The organism is Streptomyces sp. NPDC044106 (assembly GCF_056433985.1).
In genome coordinates, this window is the sequence record NZ_JBWKFZ010000006.1 from 101,152 (window position 1) to 116,166 (window position 15,015).

The window sequence follows — 15,015 nt, forward strand, 5'->3', positions numbered from 1 at the left end:
GAGTTGGATGCTGACGGTTCTTGTTGCCTTACGTTCGGAGTTGCCGCATGAGTCGTCCGAGCCGCCGTCCGAGCCGCCGGTCCTTCCTCGTCACCGGCACCGCGCTTGCGGGGTGGGCCGCCTTCGCCGCCCAGAAGCAGGCCTTCGCAGCGAGTGGCGGCGGCCGCCGCGGGGCGAAGACCCCCGAGTGGAACGCCGACCCCAGCGTCTTCCAGGTCAACAGAGAACCGGCCCGCACCCGGCTCGTCCCGTACGCCTCCGCCGCCGACGCCCTGCGCGGCGACTTCACCAAGTCGCCCTACTACCGCTCGCTGAACGGGCGTTGGGCCTTCCACTGGGCCCGCAACCCGGAGCGGCGGCCGGTCGGATTCGAGGCCGACGCGTACGACGTGAGCGGCTGGGACCGGATACCCGTGCCCTCCAACTGGGAGATCGAGGGGTATCCGGAGCCGATATACCTCAACATCAGGTATCCGTGGGAGGGGTACGAGAAGCCCGACTTCCCCGATGTCCCCAAGGACTTCAACCCCGTCGGGTCCTACCGCCGCACCTTCACCGTGCCGCGCGGCTGGCGCGGGCGCCGCACGCTGATCTCCTTCCAGGGCGTGAAGTCGGCCTTTTTCGTCTGGGTCAACGGCGAGAAGGTCGGCTACAGCGAGGACAGCTACACGCCGGCGGAGTTCGACATCACCGATCGCCTCCGGCCGGGCGGGAACACCCTCGCCGTGGAGGTCTACCGGTGGTCCGACGGCAGCTGGCTGGAGGACCAGGACATGATCGACCTGTCCGGGATCTTCCGCGACGTGTACGTGTACTCGGTGCCCGAGGTGCACATCCATGACCTCGGGGTACGGACCGACCTCGACGGGGCGTACCGGGACGCGGTCCTGTCCGTGACGACGGTCGTACGCGACCGGGGCGGTGACCGAGGCGGCGACCGGGGCGGCAAGGGCGGGTCGGGGCGGCTCCGGATCGAGGCCGTGCTGCACGACGCGAAGGGGCGGCCGGTGCCCAGCGCGAAGCTGACCGGTGAGCCCGAACCCGGCGAGCCGCTCACCCTCAGGACCACCGTCAAGAGCCCCGCCCTCTGGTCCGCCGAGCAGCCCAGCCTCTACACCCTCGTGGTCACCCTGCGGGACGGCTCGGGGAAGACGGTGGACGTCCACCGGACGCGGGTCGGCTTCCGTCAAGTGGAGTACGGCTCAGGCAAGTTCACCGTCAACGGCAAGTCCGTGATGTTCCGCGGCACCAACCGCCACGAGTCCCACCCCGACCACGGGCAGGCCGTCCCGGAGCCGGTGATGCTCCAGGACGTCCTGCTGATGAAGCGGCACAACATCAATGCCGTACGCACCTCGCACTACCCGAACCATCCGCGCTGGCTCGAACTCTGCGACGAGTACGGCCTGTACGTCATCGACGAGACGAACCTGGAGACGCACGGCGTGCGCGACCGGCTGCCCGCGTCGCTGCCCGAGTGGACCGACGCCTGCGTGGACCGGATCCGGACCATGGTCGAGCGCGACAAGAACCACCCGTGCGTCGTCGTCTGGTCGCTCGGCAACGAGGCGGGGCAGGGCGACAACTTCAAGGCCATGGCGGACTGGGTGCACGCCCGCGACGACTCGCGGCCCGTGCACTACGAGGGCATGAACGCCGTCGCCGACCTGCACAGCGAGATGTACACGAAGCCGGCCGACGTCGAGAGGTACGGCAGATCGGGCGATCCCAAGCCGTTCATGCTGTGCGAGTACACGCACGCGATGGGCAACAGCAACGGCAACCTCTCCGAGTACTGGGAGATCTTCGAGAAGTACCCGAACCTGCACGGCGGCTTCGTCTGGGACTGGGTCGACCAGAACATCCGGCGGCCCATCCCCGGCGACCGGCGCCACTCCTACCTGTCGTACGGCGGCGACTGGGTGCCCGGATACCCCACGGACTCCAACTTCAGCTGCAACGGCCTCGTCGCGTCGACGCGCGAAGTCCACCCGGGGCTGATGGAGATCAAGAAGGTCTACCAGCCGGTGTCCTGCACGCCGGACGACCTCGGATCCGGCTCGGGCTCCGTGCGCCTGCGGAACAAGCAGCTGTTCAGCGGTCTGGACGCGTACGAGCTGCGGTGGAGCGTCACCCGGGACGGCGAGGAGATCCAGCACGGGACGCTGGCGGCGCCGGACGTGGCGCCCGGCGCATCGGGCACCGTACGCATCCCGTACGAGAAGCCCGCGCGCCTCGCGCCCGGCGCCGAGTACTGGCTGAACCTGGCCTTCGTCCTCCGCGAGAAGAACGACTGGGCCGGGGCCGGGCACACCGTCGCGGCCGAACAGCTCGCACTCGACTGGCCCACCCCGGCACCGGCCGACCCCTCACCCGGCTCGCTCCCCCGCCTCGAACTGACGGAGAACCAGAAGGAAGTGCGGGTCACGGGCCGGGATGTCGAGGTCGTCCTGTCCAAGGCGACCGGGACGCTCTCCTCGTACAAGGTGAAGGGGCGGCTGCTGCTCGCCGGGGGCCCCGTGCCCAACTTCTGGCGCGGGCCCACGGACAACGACATCGGCCGCAAGTACCACGAGCAGGCCGCGACCTGGCGGGACGCGGGCGCCAAGGCGCACATCACCGGCATCGAGGCCGCTCAGCCCTCGCCGGGTGAGGTCACCATCGAGGTGAGCGCCACGCTGCCGACCGCACCGAAGTCCTCCGACTGGAACACCGTGTTCACGGTGCGCGGCGACGGCGGGATACGGGTCCGGCACACCCTGAAGGCGGCTGCCGGGCTCCCCGACATCCCGCTGGTGGGCGCGCTGCTGACCGTGCCCGCCGGTTTCGAGCGGCTCGACTGGTACGGGCGCGGGCCGCACGAGAACTACCAGGACCGCAAGTCCGCCGCGTTCGTGGGGCGCTACCGCTCCACCGTGGACGAGCAGGTCGCCCCGTACGTACGGCCGCAGCAGACCGGCAACATGACCGACGTCCGCCGCGTCACGCTGGCCGCCCGGTCCGGCGACGGCCTGTCGGTACTGGCCGACCCCGCGGACGACGAGCCGTTCCTTGAGGTCAGCGCCCTGCACCACACCCCGTTCGACCTGGACGGACCGCGCCACCCGCACGAGGTGAAGCGGCGCGAGGAGACGATCCTCGGGGTCAATCACCGCCAGATGGGCGTGGGCGGCAACGACTCGTGGGGTGCGCCGCCACTGGAGCGGTACCTGTTGCACGCGGGGCGTACGTATACGTACGCGTATCGGCTGCGGGCGGCGCAGTAGGGCGTTCGTTTGTGCGGTTACGCGGCGGTCAGCTCGCACCATACGTATGCGTCCGGTCCTGGACCCTGGGCGGGCGCCGTCGCGGCGGGCGGTTCCGGCGGTCCGGGGTCGCCGTCCCCCACCCCGATACGGGCCGCACAGCTCGCCGCCCTCATACGCAGCATGAAGTCCCGCACCTGAGGCGAGTGCGTGGGCGGCCTCGAACTGCGGGCGGACGCCGCCGTCACAGCGCTTCGTGGTGCGCGCTCCGATCGCCGAGGAGGTGTTCCCTGCCCCAGGCGCCCAGGGGGCCCAAGGCCTCATTCAGGGAGACGCCGAGCGGCGTCAGGGCGTACGTGACGCGGCGTACCGCCCCCTCGAACGCCTCCTCCCGGCGGATGATGCGATCGGCCTCCAACTCCCGCAGGTGCGAGGCGAGAACCTTCTCGGTGACGCCGGGGACGCCACGCCTGAGCTCACCGAACCGGCAGGGCCCTTCCCCCAGCGCCCACAGGATGAGCACCTTCCACTTGCCGCCGACCACGTCGATCGCCGCGTCGATGCCGCACACGTAAGCGTCCCGCCTGGTCATCCACTCACCTTAAGGTAACCACCCACAAAAGAGTGCGTACTTGATCATGGTCTGGGCGTGCACGAGCCTGATCTGCATGGACACGCACAGCACTTCCAAGACTCCCATCACACTCCTCGGCCTCGGCGACATGGGCACCGCGCTCGCCCGCGCCTGGCTGGCCGCGGGACACCCGCTGACCGTCTGGAACCGCACCCCGGAAAGGGCCGAACCACTGGCAGGAGAGGGTGCCCGGACGGTGGCCACCCCGGCCGAGGCGGTCGCTTCGGCAACCGGTCCCGTCGTCCTCTGCCTGCTGGACGACGCCTCCGTGGGCGAGGTTCTGGACGGCACCGACCTGAACGGCAAGGACGTGGTCAACTTGACCACGAACACCCCCGCCCAGGCCCAGGAGCGCGCCCGCTGGGCCGAGGAGCGCGGCGCTCGTTTCCTGGACGGCGGGATCATGGCCATCCCTCCGATGATCGGCCGGCCGGAGACCGGCGGCTACATCTTCTACAGCGGCGACCACGCGCTGTTCGAACGCCACCGCGAGGCACTGTCGGCTCCCGCCGGTGTGAAGTTCGTCGGCGAGGACCCCGGCCACGCGGCGCTGCATGACATCGCCTTGCTCAGCGCGATGACCGGCATGTTCGCAGGCATCACCCACGCCTTCGCCTTGGTGGGCCCAGAGAAGGAACTCGACCGGATCCGGTTCGCCACACTGCTCGCGCAATGGCTCGGCGCCATGTCCGGAGCCGCCCACGGCATGGCCGCCCAGCTGGAAAGCGGCGACTACACCGAGGGTGTCACTTCCAACCTCGCCATGATGGCGGCGGCCAACGACACACTCCTGGCCACGGCGCAGGACCAGTCGGTCGATCCTCGGCTTCTCACCCCCTATATGGAGCTGATGCGCCGCAGGGTTGCCCAGGGCCACGGCGACGAGGGCCTGGCGGGCACCGTCGGCCTGCTCAGCAGCGAGTGACCACCGGCACCATCCTCAACTCACCACGTCCTTCCGGGCGAACCCCCTGAACGCCAGCGCGAACAGCACCATCGCGTACGTCACCGAGACCGCCGAGCCCTGGATCATGCCGTTCCACTCCAGTTGGGGCTGGATCGCGTCGGCCCAGGCGAACTGCCAGTGCGCGGGGAGGAAGTCGCGCCAGTGACCCAGCGCCGTCACCGCGTCGAGGACGTTGCCGACGATCGTCAGGCCCACCGCGCCGCCGACCGCGCCGAGTGGCGCGTCCGTCTTCGTGGAGAGCCAGAACGCCAGGCCACCGGTGACCAGTTGGGAAACGAAGATGAACGCGACGACGATCAGCAGGCGCTGGGCCGCCGTGGCCGGCGGGAGCTCGCCGCCGGTCGGGATCTCCAGGGGACCCCAGCCGTACGCCACCGTGCCGATGACGAGGGCGACCAGCGGCAGCAGGACCATCGCCGCGGCGCTCAGGCCGAGGGCGACGGCCAGCTTGGACCAGAGCAGCCGGGCCCTCGGCACGGGCGCCGCGAGCAGGTAGCGCAGCGAGGACCAGCTCGCCTCCGAGGCGACGGTATCCCCGAAGAAGAGTGCGACGGGGATGACGAGCAGGAAGCCCGCCGAGACGAACAGGCAGGTCGCGGCGTAGTTCGCGCCGGACGCCGTGGCCGTGTCCATCAGCGTCACGTTGCCGTTGCGGGAGCCCGGCGAGCCGCCCGCGACGGCGAACGCGATGACGAGGACGACCGGCAGGAGCGCCATGATGGCGCCCATCACCAGCGTGCGGCGCCGCTTCAGCTGGCGGACCGCCTCGACGCGCAGGGGCAGGGTGCGCCCCGCGCGGTAGCCGGGCGCGGTCGGGCGCTCCAGGGTGGGGGCGCTCATGCGGTGCCTCCGATCAGGGTCAGGAACGCGTCTTCGAGGCGGCGGTGCGGCCCCATGGACTCCACCGGCACGTCGAGCCGTACCAGTTCGGGCAGCAGGCGTACGGCGCTCGCCTGCTCCGTGCCGTCCAGGCGGACCAGCAGGCCGTCGTCCGCGCGGACCGCCGACGCGACGCCGGGCAGCGCGGCGATCTTCTCCACGAGAGGGTCCGGGATGTCGGACGCCAGGCCGACGAGGAGGGTGTCTCCGGAGCCGACGATCTCGGCCACCGGGCCCGCCTGGACGAGCCTGCCGCGGTCCATGACGACCAGGTGCGTGCAGGACTGCTCGACCTCGGCGAGGAGGTGGCTGGAGACGATGACGGTGCGGCCGCCGCGCGCGTAACGGATCATCACCTCACGCATCTCGCGGATCTGCGGCGGGTCGAGGCCGTTGGTCGGCTCGTCGAGGATCAGCAGGTCCGGCAGGCCGAGCATGGCCTGGGCGATGGCGAGGCGCTGCCGCATGCCCTGCGAGTACGTCCGTACGGCGCGGGCCAGCGCGTCGCCGAGCCCGGCGATCTCAAGGGCCTCCTCCAGGTGGGCGTCCTCGGCGGGGCGGCCGGTCGCCTTCCAGTACAGCTCCAGGTTCTCGCGGCCGGAGAGGTGCGGCAGGAAGCCCGCGCCCTCGACGAACGCGCCGACCCGGGAGAGGACCGGAGCGCCGGGACGGATCGCCCGGCCGAAGACGCGGATCTCGCCCGCGTCCGGCCTGATCAGGCCCATGAGCATGCGCAGGGTGGTCGTCTTGCCCGCGCCGTTCGGCCCCAGGAGTCCGAGGACCTGGCCCTTCTCGACGGTGAAGGAGACGTCGCGGACGGCGTACCGGTCGGCGGACTTGGCGTACCGCTTGGTCAAGTCCGTGATGCGGAGCGGCACTTCGGCGAGGTCCGGGTCGGGCGCGGGCGCCGTGGTGCGGCGGCGCGCGGTGACGAGCAGGCCGAGGGCGAGCGCGGCGCCGGCGGCCGGCAGCCACCACACCCAGGAGGGCAGCGGCGCGGCGGCGGTCTCCACACCGGGCGCCGTCGGCACCTTCAGATCGCCCCTGAGGGAGACGGTGTACTTGGCGGGCGCGGCCGGTGACGCGTAGCCGAGGTCGGTGGAGGCGACGGCCAGGCGCAGGCTGTGGCCCTTCTGGACCTTGTGGTCGACGGCGGGCATCCGCAGTTCGACGTCCTTGCCCTGCTTCGCGCCCGTCACCCGTACGGGAGAGACCAGTTGCGAGGGCAGCACCTGCTGCTTGCCGCCGGGACCGACGTCGTACACCTTGGCGAACAGCACCGCTTCGCCTGTGGTGGACCTCACGTGCGCGCGGACCGTCGGGGATCCGGTGATCCGCAGGTCCTTGCCGAGCGGCGCCGAGTCGAATTTCGCGTGCTGGCCGGGGAAGTCCACGGAGACGCCGACGCCGAGCGAGGCGAACTGGGAGAGGCGCCCGCCGCCGACGCCGGGGAGCCCGGAGATGGCGGGCGGGTTGGCGCCCGCCGGGTTGTCGAAGCTCTGCTCGCGCCCGCGCAGCCGCACCGTGCGCGGATCGCTCTCCAGACCCGGGTACACGTCACCGCTCGCGCCGCGCTTGCGGGCCGCGCCGTCGGTGGAGTCGAGGCCGCCGGTACGGGTGATCCGGAACGCCGGGCCGGTGTCGGCGTTCTTGTCGTCCTTGAGGTAGCGGTCGAACCAGTCGTTGACGCGCCCTTCCACGCGGCTCTTCTCCCGGTCGCCGCCGTCGTGGCCGCCCGCGATCCAGTCGACGGAGACGGGCGCGTGGTTCGCGCGGATGCCCTTGGCGATGGCGTCGCCCTGGGTGAGTGGGAAGAGCGAGTCGGTCTGGCCCTGGGCGAGGTACGTCGGCACCTTGATGCGGTCGGCGACGGCGACGGGGCTGCGCTCGGTGAGCATCCTGCGCGCCGCCGCGTCCGGCTTCCCGGCCTCGGCGACCCGCTCGTACATTTCGCACAGTTTCTTCTCGAACCGGTCGCAGCCGCCACCGGTGTTGACGAAGAGGCCGGCCCACAACTTCTTGAAGACGCCGTCGGGGAACAGCGCGTCCGCGAGGTTCCAGTAGGTGATCTGCGGGGCGATCGCGTCCACCCGCCGGTCGTACCCGGCGGTGAGCAGCGACACCGCGCCCGCGTACGAGGCGCCGGTCATGCCCACGCGCGGGTCGCCCTTCTTGTCGAGCCGCACTTCTGGGCGGGCGGCGAGCCAGTCGATCAGCTTGCGGACGTCGGCGACCTCGCCCTTGGGGTCGTTGAGCCCGATCTTGCCGGTGGACCTGCCGAAGCTGCGGGCGGACCAGGTCAGTACGGCGTACCCGTCCTTGGCCAGGTCCTCCGCCTGCTCGCGCACGTCGTCCTTGCTGCCGCCGAAGCCGTGGCCTATGAGGACGGCGGGGCGCTTGGTGTTCCGGTCGCCCGCCGTGAAGTACGAGGTGTCGATGCGGGCGCCGCCGGTGTCGATCACACGGTCCGCGCGGTGCACGGCCGGGGCGTCGTCCGAGGCCGCCGCCGACCAGGTGCCCACGCCGGCGAGCACCACGACGGCGGCCGCGGCGGCGGTCAGCCTGCGCGGACCGCGCGGCACGGGAAACCTTGGCCTGGGCAGTCGTAGATCCATGCCGTCAAAGGTACGGGCGCGCTCCGGCAACCGGGGCAGCCGCCGGTCTGAACCCGCCCGCCTCCCCGGGGAGTAGACTCCGCGGCCCGCGTACCGCGCCGGTGGTACGCGGGCGGCCGGCCGGGCCGCGTGCGCGGGTGCGGCTCAGGCCCCGTCCGCCCCCTCGGACGGCACGGTCACCAGCCACCGCGTCGCCCGCCGCGGGCGCAGGTAGAACGCCCAGTACAGCGTCGCCGCCACCACGATGCCGCCGGTCCACACCAGGTACGTCGGCTCCTGCCGGCTCAGCACGTACGCGAGGACCGCGATCAGCACCACCGGCACCGCGGGCCACAGCGGCATCCGCCATGCCGACCCGTGCCCGTGCGAGCCGCGTCGCCCGAGCAGCGCGGCGACCGCCACGAGGAGGTACATGCTGGTCACGGAGACGCCGGTCACGCCGTACAGCGTGTCCAGGTTGACGAAGCACAGGAGCGCGCCGGGGACGCCGACGAGGAGCGTGGCCACCCAGGGCGCGCCGGACGCGCCGAGCTTCGACAGGCCCTTGTTCACCGGCGAGGGCCACGCCTTGTCGCGGGCCGAGGCGAACAGGACGCGGGAGTTCTGGATGACCATGACGATGCCCGCGTTGATGATCGCGAGGGCGACGCAGAGGCTGACGAACGTGCCGACCGCCGAGTTGGACCAGCCCGTCACCATGGCGCTGATGTCGCCCTCGCTGAGGGCGGTGAGGCTGTCGGCGCCCATGGTGATCGCGACGACGGGGACCAGGATGATCACGGTGGAGATGGCGAGCGTGGCGAGGACCGTGCGGGCGACGTTGCGGCGCGGGTTCTCCAGCTCCTCGGAGAGGTAGACGGCCGTGGAGAAGCCCTGGGTGACGAAGAGGGCGATGGCGAGGCCGGAGACGATCAGCATGGCGGTGACCGTGTCGACGCCGCCCGGTCCGCTGCCCGCCACCGAGAGGTCGGTGAGGCTGCCCGCGCCCCGCTCGGCGTGCGTGAAGCCGAGGACGGCCACCACTCCTGCCGCGATGACCTCAAGGACGAGGAAGACGCCGGTGATCCACGCGTTGGCGCGCAGGTCGAGCAGGCCCGCGAGGGTGGCGAGAATCATGACGCCCGCGCCCGCGTAGGACGGGTCGAGGTGGATGACCGGGGCCAGGTAGTCGGCTGTGCCCATGGCGATCACGGGCGGCACGATCATCACGACGAGCAGGGACAGGACGAAGACGAGCCAGCCGGCCAGGCGCCCCGCCATCGTCGAGACCATCGCGTACTCACCGCCCGCGCTCGGGATGAGGGTGCCGAGCTCCGAGTAGCAGAAGGCGACGCCGACGCAGATCAGTGAGCCGATGGCGATGGTGAGGGCGGTCGCCGTGCCGAGCGAGGAGAAGAGGTCGGGGACGACGACGAAGAGCGTGGAGGCGGGCGTCACGCACGACAGCGTGAGGAGGGTGCCGCCGACGACGCCGATGGAGCGCTTGAGCTTCTGGGGGTCCCCCGGGACGGCCACCGGCGCCGGGGGCACCTCGGTGGCGGCGGTCTTGAGCGGGCGAAGCGTATCCGTCATGGAGCGCGGTTCCGATCGACTCGTGCGGCAGGAGTACGGCGGGAGCGCTATCGCCTCCGAAGGCTGTTGAACTGGTGTTTCGGTGGCTCCCGGCGCGTCATCGAACCCCGGCGGCAACCGGAACGTCAACGGTCATTTACCTACGGAATCCGCAGCCGCGAAGATCCCCAAGTCGCCTCACTTTCCCAAGAGTTTGCTCCATGGGGCCGCAATGAACATGCCTGTGTCGAATATGACCTTGATATTGCAGGCGTATGAACGAAGGCGCATTCGTTGCCCGAATTGCACCCTGCGCACGGGAACCGCAAGAGCGGCGCCAAAAAAGAATCGAGGCCGTCCGGAATCCGGACGGCCCCGCTCCACAACCGGTGACGCGACGGCTCCGCTCAGTGCGTCGGATGGAGCCGGTAGGAGGGGTCGAGGTCGCGGACCTCCACCGAGTACGTCGCCCCCTCGATCCCCGAGAGGTGCTTGCCGAGCAGCGCGAGGACGTCGTCGGAGAGCCCGGCCCTCACGGCGCTCCCGCGCCCCGCCAGCAGCCCCACGCCGACGTGCACGAAGGGGGCGCCCGGCCTGCCGTCCACGAAGGCGGCCGAGGGGCGGCAGAACGTCTTGCCGACCCCGACCGAGTCCACCCGCTCCACGACCAGAGGGTGCAGCTCCGCCACCAGGGCGGGCAGATCCAGTACGCCGGACAGGGTGTCGGCGTAGTCGATGTCGATGTGCGGCATGCTCACGGCCTTTCATGTAGTGCACACACATCGTAGAACGGTTCGTAGAACGGTGAACCAACGGCGAAGCCCCCGGCCAGGGCGGGCCGGGGGCTTCGGGAGCCGAGCAAGGGCGGCTCAGTGGTTGCGCGGGAACCCGAGGTCCACGCCGGACGGCGCGTCCGAGGGGTCCGGCCAGCGGGTCGTGACGACCTTGCCGCGGGTGTAGAAGTGCGTGCCGTCGTTGCCGTAGATGTGGTGGTCGCCGAAGAGCGAGTCCTTCCAGCCACCGAAGGAGTGGTAGCCCACCGGCACCGGGATCGGCACGTTCACGCCGACCATGCCCGCCTCGATCTCCAGCTGGAAGCGGCGGGCCGCGCCGCCGTCCCGGGTGAAGATCGCGGTGCCGTTGCCGAACGGCGAGGCGTTCATGAGCGCCACGCCCTCGTCGTACGTGTCGACGCGCAGCACGCACAGGACCGGGCCGAAGATCTCGTCCCGGTAGGCCTTGGCGGTCGTCGGGACGCGGTCGAGCAGGGAGAGGCCGATCCAGTGGCCGTCAGCGCACTCGGGGTGTCCCTCCACCGTGTAACCGGTGCCGTCGAGGACGACCTCGCAGCCCTCGGCCGCGGCGCCCGTGACGTACGAGGCGACCTTGTCGCGGTGGGCGGCGGTGATGAGCGGGCCCATCTCGGACGCCGGGTCACTGCCGGGGCCGATCTTGATCTTCTCGGCGCGCTCCTTGATCTTCGCGACCAGCTCGTCACCGATGGCGCCGACCGCGACGACGGCGGAGATCGCCATGCAGCGCTCGCCCGCGGAGCCGTAGGCGGCGGAGACGGCGGCGTCGGCGGCGGCGTCCAGGTCCGCGTCGGGCAGGACCAGCATGTGGTTCTTGGCGCCGCCGAGCGCCTGCACGCGCTTGCCGTTGGCCGAGGCGGTGGCGTGGATGTGCCGGGCGATGGGCGTGGAGCCGACGAAGGAGACGGCCGCGACGTCCGGGTGCTCAAGGAGGCGGTCGACGGCCACCTTGTCCCCGTGCACCACATTGAAGACGCCGTCGGGCAGGCCGGCCTCGCCGAGCAGCTCGGCGATCTTCATCGACGCGGACGGGTCCTTCTCGCTCGGCTTGAGCACGAAGGTGTTGCCGCACGCGATGGCCAGCGGGAACATCCACATCGGCACCATGGCGGGGAAGTTGAACGGCGTGATGCCCGCGACGACACCCAGCGGCTGGCGGATGGACGACACGTCCACGCGCGAGGCGACCTCCGTCGACAGCTCGCCCTTCAGCTGGACCGTGATGCCGCAGGCCAGGTCGACGATCTCCAGGCCGCGGGCGACCTCGCCGAGCGCGTCGGAGTGCACCTTGCCGTGCTCGGCGACGATCAGTTCGGCGATCGCGTCGCGGTTGGCGTCGAGCAGCGCGCGGAACTTGAAGAGGATCGCGGTGCGCTTGGCGAGCGAGGACGTGCCCCAGGACGCGAAGGCCTCGCGGGCGGCGGCGACGGCGGCGTCCACCTCGTCCACCGACGCGAACGCGACCTGCGTCGTGACGGCGCCGGTCGCCGGGTCGGTGACCGGGCCGTAGGTTCCGGACGCGCCCTCGACGGCCTTCCCACCGATCCAGTGGTTCACGGTCTTCGTCATGACAAGCATCCCTACTCTCACAGGTGGCGGCGTCGGGCAGCGACGTGCCGGTCGTACTCTTCCCTGGCCTTGACCGCGGACACCCGGGTCGCCGTCTCGGCCACGGGCACATCCCACCACGCCTGTGCCGGGGGCGGGCCCGACACTGTGTCTGCCGTTTCCGTCTCCACATAGACACATGTGGGACGGTCTGCGCCGCGCGCCTCGCGCAGCGCCGCGCGCAGGTCGCGCACGGTCTTGGCGCGAAGCACCCGCATGCCGAGCGAGGCCGCGTTCGCGGCGAGATCGACGGGCAGCGGACCCTCGGTGTACGTCCCGTCCTGCGCCCGGAAGCGGTACGCGGTGCCGAACCGCTCGCCGCCCACCGACTCCGAGAGGCCACCGATGGAGGCGTATCCGTGGTTCTGCAGGATCACGACCTTGATGGGCACGTTCTCCTGGACGGCCGTGACGATCTCCGTGGGGTTCATCAGGTACGTGCCGTCGCCGACCAGCGCCCACACGGGCCGCTCGGGCGCGGCGAGGGCGACGCCGATGGCGGCGGGAATCTCGTATCCCATGCAGGAGTACCCGTACTCGACGTGGTACTGCCGGGGCGAGCGGGCCCGCCACAGCTTGTGCAGGTCGCCGGGGAGCGACCCGGCGGCGTTGATGACGATGTCCTCGTCGGTCACCAACTCGTCGAGCAGGCCGAGCACTTGGGTCTGGGTGGGGCGCACGTCCGGCTCGTCCGCCTGGAACGCGGCGTCCACGCGCTGCTCCCAGCGCTCCTTGTCGTCCGCGTACTCGACGGTGTAGGCGGGCTCGACGCGGTGGCCGCGCAGCGCCTGCGCGAGGGCCTCCAGACCGGCGCGGGCGTCGGCGATCAGGGTGGTGCCCGCCATCTTGTGGCCGTCGAAGGGCGCGATGTTGAGGTTGAGGAAGCGCACCCCGGCCGCTTCGAAGAGGGTGCCGGACGCGGTGGTGAAGTCGCTGTAGCGGGTGCCGACGCCGATCACCAGGTCGGCGGTGCGGGCCAGTTCGTCGGCGGTGGCGGTGCCGGTGTGGCCGACGCCGCCGACGTCCGCGGGGTGGTCGTGGCGCAGGGCGCCCTTGCCCGACTGGGTGGACGCGACGGGGATGCGGGTGGCCTCGGCGAACTCGCGCAGGGCCTCCTCCGCGGCGCTGTGGTGGACGCCGCCGCCCGCGACGATCAGGGGGCGCCTGGCCTCGCGCACGGCGGCCGCGGCGGCGGCGACCTCGCACGGGTCGGGGGCCGGCCTGCGTACGGCCCACACCCGCTCGGCGAAGAACGCCCGAGGCCAGTCGTACGCCTCGGCCTGCACGTCCTGCGGCAGCGCGAGGGTGACGGCGCCGGTCTCCGCGGGGTCGGTGAGCACGCGCATCGCCGCGAGCGCGGCGGGGATCAGCGCCTCGGGGCGGGTCACGCGGTCGAAGTACCGCGACACGGGACGCAGGCAGTCGTTGACCGACACGTCACCGGCGTAGGGGACTTCGAGCTGCTGGAGGACCGGGTCGGCGGGCCGGGCCGCGAAGGTGTCGCCGGGCAGCAGCAGGACGGGCAGCCGGTTGACGGTGGCGAGCGCGGCGCCGGTGACGAGGTTGGTGGCGCCGGGCCCGATGGACGTGGTGACGGCGTGGGTGGAGAGCCGCCCCGACTGCCGGGCGTACCCGACGGCGGCGTGCACCATGGCCTGCTCGTTGCGCCCCTGGTGGAAGGGCATGTCGTCGGCGTGCTCGACGAGCGCCTGGCCGATACCGGCGACGTTGCCGTGCCCGAAGATGCCCCAGGTCGCGCCGATCAGCCGCTGCCTGACGCCGTCCCGTTCGGTGAACTGCCGGGACAGGAAGCGCACGAGCGCCTGCGCGGTGGTGAGCCTGACACTGTCGTTCGGGGTCCCCGTCATCGATATCCCTCCGTATGGTCGGGGTGGAAGCAGATCCGCCACTCCCGCTCCTCGCCCGGACCCGCCATCACGTTCAGGTAGTACATCGTGTGCCCCGGCTGGGCGACGGACGGCCCGTGCCAGCCGTCGGGCACCAGCACGGCGTCCCCGGTGCGGACCTCGGCGAGCACGTCGGTGCCGCCCTCCCGGGACGGGAAGACCCGCTGGTACCCCATCCCCGCACGGCCGCCTCGCGCCTCGATCTCGAAGTAGTAGATTTCCTCGAGCTCCGCCTCGACGCCAGGACGGTGCTCGTCGTGCTTGTGCGGCGGGTACGAGGACCAGTTGCCGCCGGGCGTGATCACCTCGACGGCGATGAGCCGGTCGCACGCGAAGGCGTCCGCGGACGCGAAGTTGCGGACCTCGCGCGTGCAGCCGCCCTCGCCGCGGCTCTCGACGGGTACCTCCGGCGCGGAGCCGTAGCGGGCGGGGAGTCGACGCTCGCACTTCGCTCCTGCCAGGGCGAAGCGGCCTCCCGCGCCGGAGGCGATCTGGATCCGGGCGTCACGCGGCACGTAAGCGAAGTCGGAGACTCCGCTGAACACGCTCTCGCGGCCCAGCAGTTCGATGATCCCGTCTGCTGTCTGCACCGTACAGCCGCCGGTCAGCGGGAGCACGATCCATTCACTCCCACCGGTGGCGAAGGAGTGCAGCCCGCCCGGTTCGATCTCGACGACGCGCAGCTGGGAGTAGGTCCAGCCGGCCCGCTCCGGATCGATGGAGAGGGCGTACGGACCGTCGGCCGCGCTCCCTTTCGGTACGTACGTCATATGGGCCTCCCAGCCGCTCTGCCCCCA

10 protein-coding genes are annotated in these 15,015 nt (G+C 71.2%); 2 read left to right on the forward strand and 8 right to left on the reverse strand.

Annotated features, from left to right (window positions below; translation table 11 throughout):
- Positions 1 to 47 precede the first annotated feature (47 nt).
- On the forward strand, positions 48 to 3,266 hold the full coding sequence (lacZ, locus tag AC07DI_RS12170) for a beta-galactosidase, LacZ type (RefSeq protein ID WP_478904102.1): 3,219 nt from the start codon (positions 48 to 50) through the stop codon (positions 3,264 to 3,266).
- A 223-nt stretch (positions 3,267 to 3,489) separates the two neighbouring features.
- Here the strand turns inward: lacZ and AC07DI_RS12175 are convergent, their stop codons facing one another.
- The gene (locus tag AC07DI_RS12175; RefSeq protein WP_384259299.1) at positions 3,490 to 3,837 is read right to left on the reverse strand and encodes a winged helix-turn-helix transcriptional regulator; all 348 of its coding nucleotides are present in this window, start codon (positions 3,835 to 3,837) and stop codon (positions 3,490 to 3,492) included.
- A gap of 76 nt (positions 3,838 to 3,913) precedes the next feature.
- Here AC07DI_RS12175 and AC07DI_RS12180 point away from each other — a divergent pair, with 76 nt between their 5' ends.
- Positions 3,914 to 4,804 carry an NAD(P)-dependent oxidoreductase gene (locus AC07DI_RS12180; RefSeq protein ID WP_478904104.1) on the forward strand — a complete coding sequence of 297 codons (891 nt, stop codon included), beginning with the start codon at positions 3,914 to 3,916 and terminating at the stop codon, positions 4,802 to 4,804.
- A gap of 15 nt (positions 4,805 to 4,819) precedes the next feature.
- Here the strand turns inward: AC07DI_RS12180 and AC07DI_RS12185 are convergent, their stop codons facing one another.
- The 7 genes from AC07DI_RS12185 to iolB all read right to left on the reverse strand — a co-directional run bounded on the left by AC07DI_RS12185 (position 4,820) and on the right by iolB (position 14,988).
- Positions 4,820 to 5,686, reverse strand: coding sequence for an ABC transporter permease (locus tag AC07DI_RS12185; protein ID WP_478904105.1), 867 nt, complete (start codon positions 5,684 to 5,686; stop codon positions 4,820 to 4,822).
- Entirely contained in the window at positions 5,683 to 8,340 is a 2,658-nt protein-coding gene (locus AC07DI_RS12190; protein ID WP_478904106.1) for an alpha/beta fold hydrolase, read from the reverse strand. The genes AC07DI_RS12185 and AC07DI_RS12190 overlap by 4 nt, the downstream gene beginning before the upstream one ends.
- Before the next feature lie 144 nt (positions 8,341 to 8,484).
- Positions 8,485 to 9,912 (reverse strand): APC family permease, encoded by a 1,428-nt coding sequence (locus AC07DI_RS12195; protein WP_478904108.1) that lies wholly within the window; start codon positions 9,910 to 9,912, stop codon positions 8,485 to 8,487.
- 386 nt (positions 9,913 to 10,298) lie between these two features.
- Entirely contained in the window at positions 10,299 to 10,643 is a 345-nt protein-coding gene (locus AC07DI_RS12200) for a 5-carboxymethyl-2-hydroxymuconate Delta-isomerase (protein ID WP_478904452.1), read from the reverse strand.
- Between the two features lie 117 nt (positions 10,644 to 10,760).
- Positions 10,761 to 12,272 (reverse strand): CoA-acylating methylmalonate-semialdehyde dehydrogenase, encoded by a 1,512-nt coding sequence (mmsA, locus tag AC07DI_RS12205; protein ID WP_478904109.1) that lies wholly within the window; start codon positions 12,270 to 12,272, stop codon positions 10,761 to 10,763.
- A gap of 17 nt (positions 12,273 to 12,289) precedes the next feature.
- A complete protein-coding gene (gene iolD, locus AC07DI_RS12210; protein WP_478904111.1) occupies positions 12,290 to 14,179 on the reverse strand; it encodes a 3D-(3,5/4)-trihydroxycyclohexane-1,2-dione acylhydrolase (decyclizing) in 1,890 nt (629 codons plus the stop codon).
- Positions 14,176 to 14,988 (reverse strand): 5-deoxy-glucuronate isomerase, encoded by an 813-nt coding sequence (gene iolB / locus AC07DI_RS12215; protein ID WP_384259317.1) that lies wholly within the window; start codon positions 14,986 to 14,988, stop codon positions 14,176 to 14,178. The genes iolD and iolB overlap by 4 nt, the downstream gene beginning before the upstream one ends.
- Positions 14,989 to 15,015: the final 27 nt, after the last annotated feature.

What these genes read in the sequence shown, in the direction of transcription:
- lacZ (WP_478904102.1), top strand. Translation starts at nt 48, where the DNA reads ATGAGTCGTCCGAGCCGCCGTCCGAGCCGCCGGTCCTTCCTCGTCACC.
- AC07DI_RS12175 (WP_384259299.1), bottom strand. Translation starts at nt 3,837, where the DNA reads ATGACCAGGCGGGACGCTTACGTGTGCGGCATCGACGCGGCGATCGAC.
- AC07DI_RS12180 (WP_478904104.1), top strand. Translation starts at nt 3,914, where the DNA reads ATGGACACGCACAGCACTTCCAAGACTCCCATCACACTCCTCGGCCTC.
- AC07DI_RS12185 (WP_478904105.1), bottom strand. Translation starts at nt 5,686, where the DNA reads ATGAGCGCCCCCACCCTGGAGCGCCCGACCGCGCCCGGCTACCGCGCG.
- AC07DI_RS12190 (WP_478904106.1), bottom strand. Translation starts at nt 8,340, where the DNA reads ATGGATCTACGACTGCCCAGGCCAAGGTTTCCCGTGCCGCGCGGTCCG.
- AC07DI_RS12195 (WP_478904108.1), bottom strand. Translation starts at nt 9,912, where the DNA reads ATGACGGATACGCTTCGCCCGCTCAAGACCGCCGCCACCGAGGTGCCC.
- AC07DI_RS12200 (WP_478904452.1), bottom strand. Translation starts at nt 10,643, where the DNA reads ATGCCGCACATCGACATCGACTACGCCGACACCCTGTCCGGCGTACTG.
- mmsA (WP_478904109.1), bottom strand. Translation starts at nt 12,272, where the DNA reads ATGACGAAGACCGTGAACCACTGGATCGGTGGGAAGGCCGTCGAGGGC.
- iolD (WP_478904111.1), bottom strand. Translation starts at nt 14,179, where the DNA reads ATGACGGGGACCCCGAACGACAGTGTCAGGCTCACCACCGCGCAGGCG.
- iolB (WP_384259317.1), bottom strand. Translation starts at nt 14,988, where the DNA reads ATGACGTACGTACCGAAAGGGAGCGCGGCCGACGGTCCGTACGCCCTC.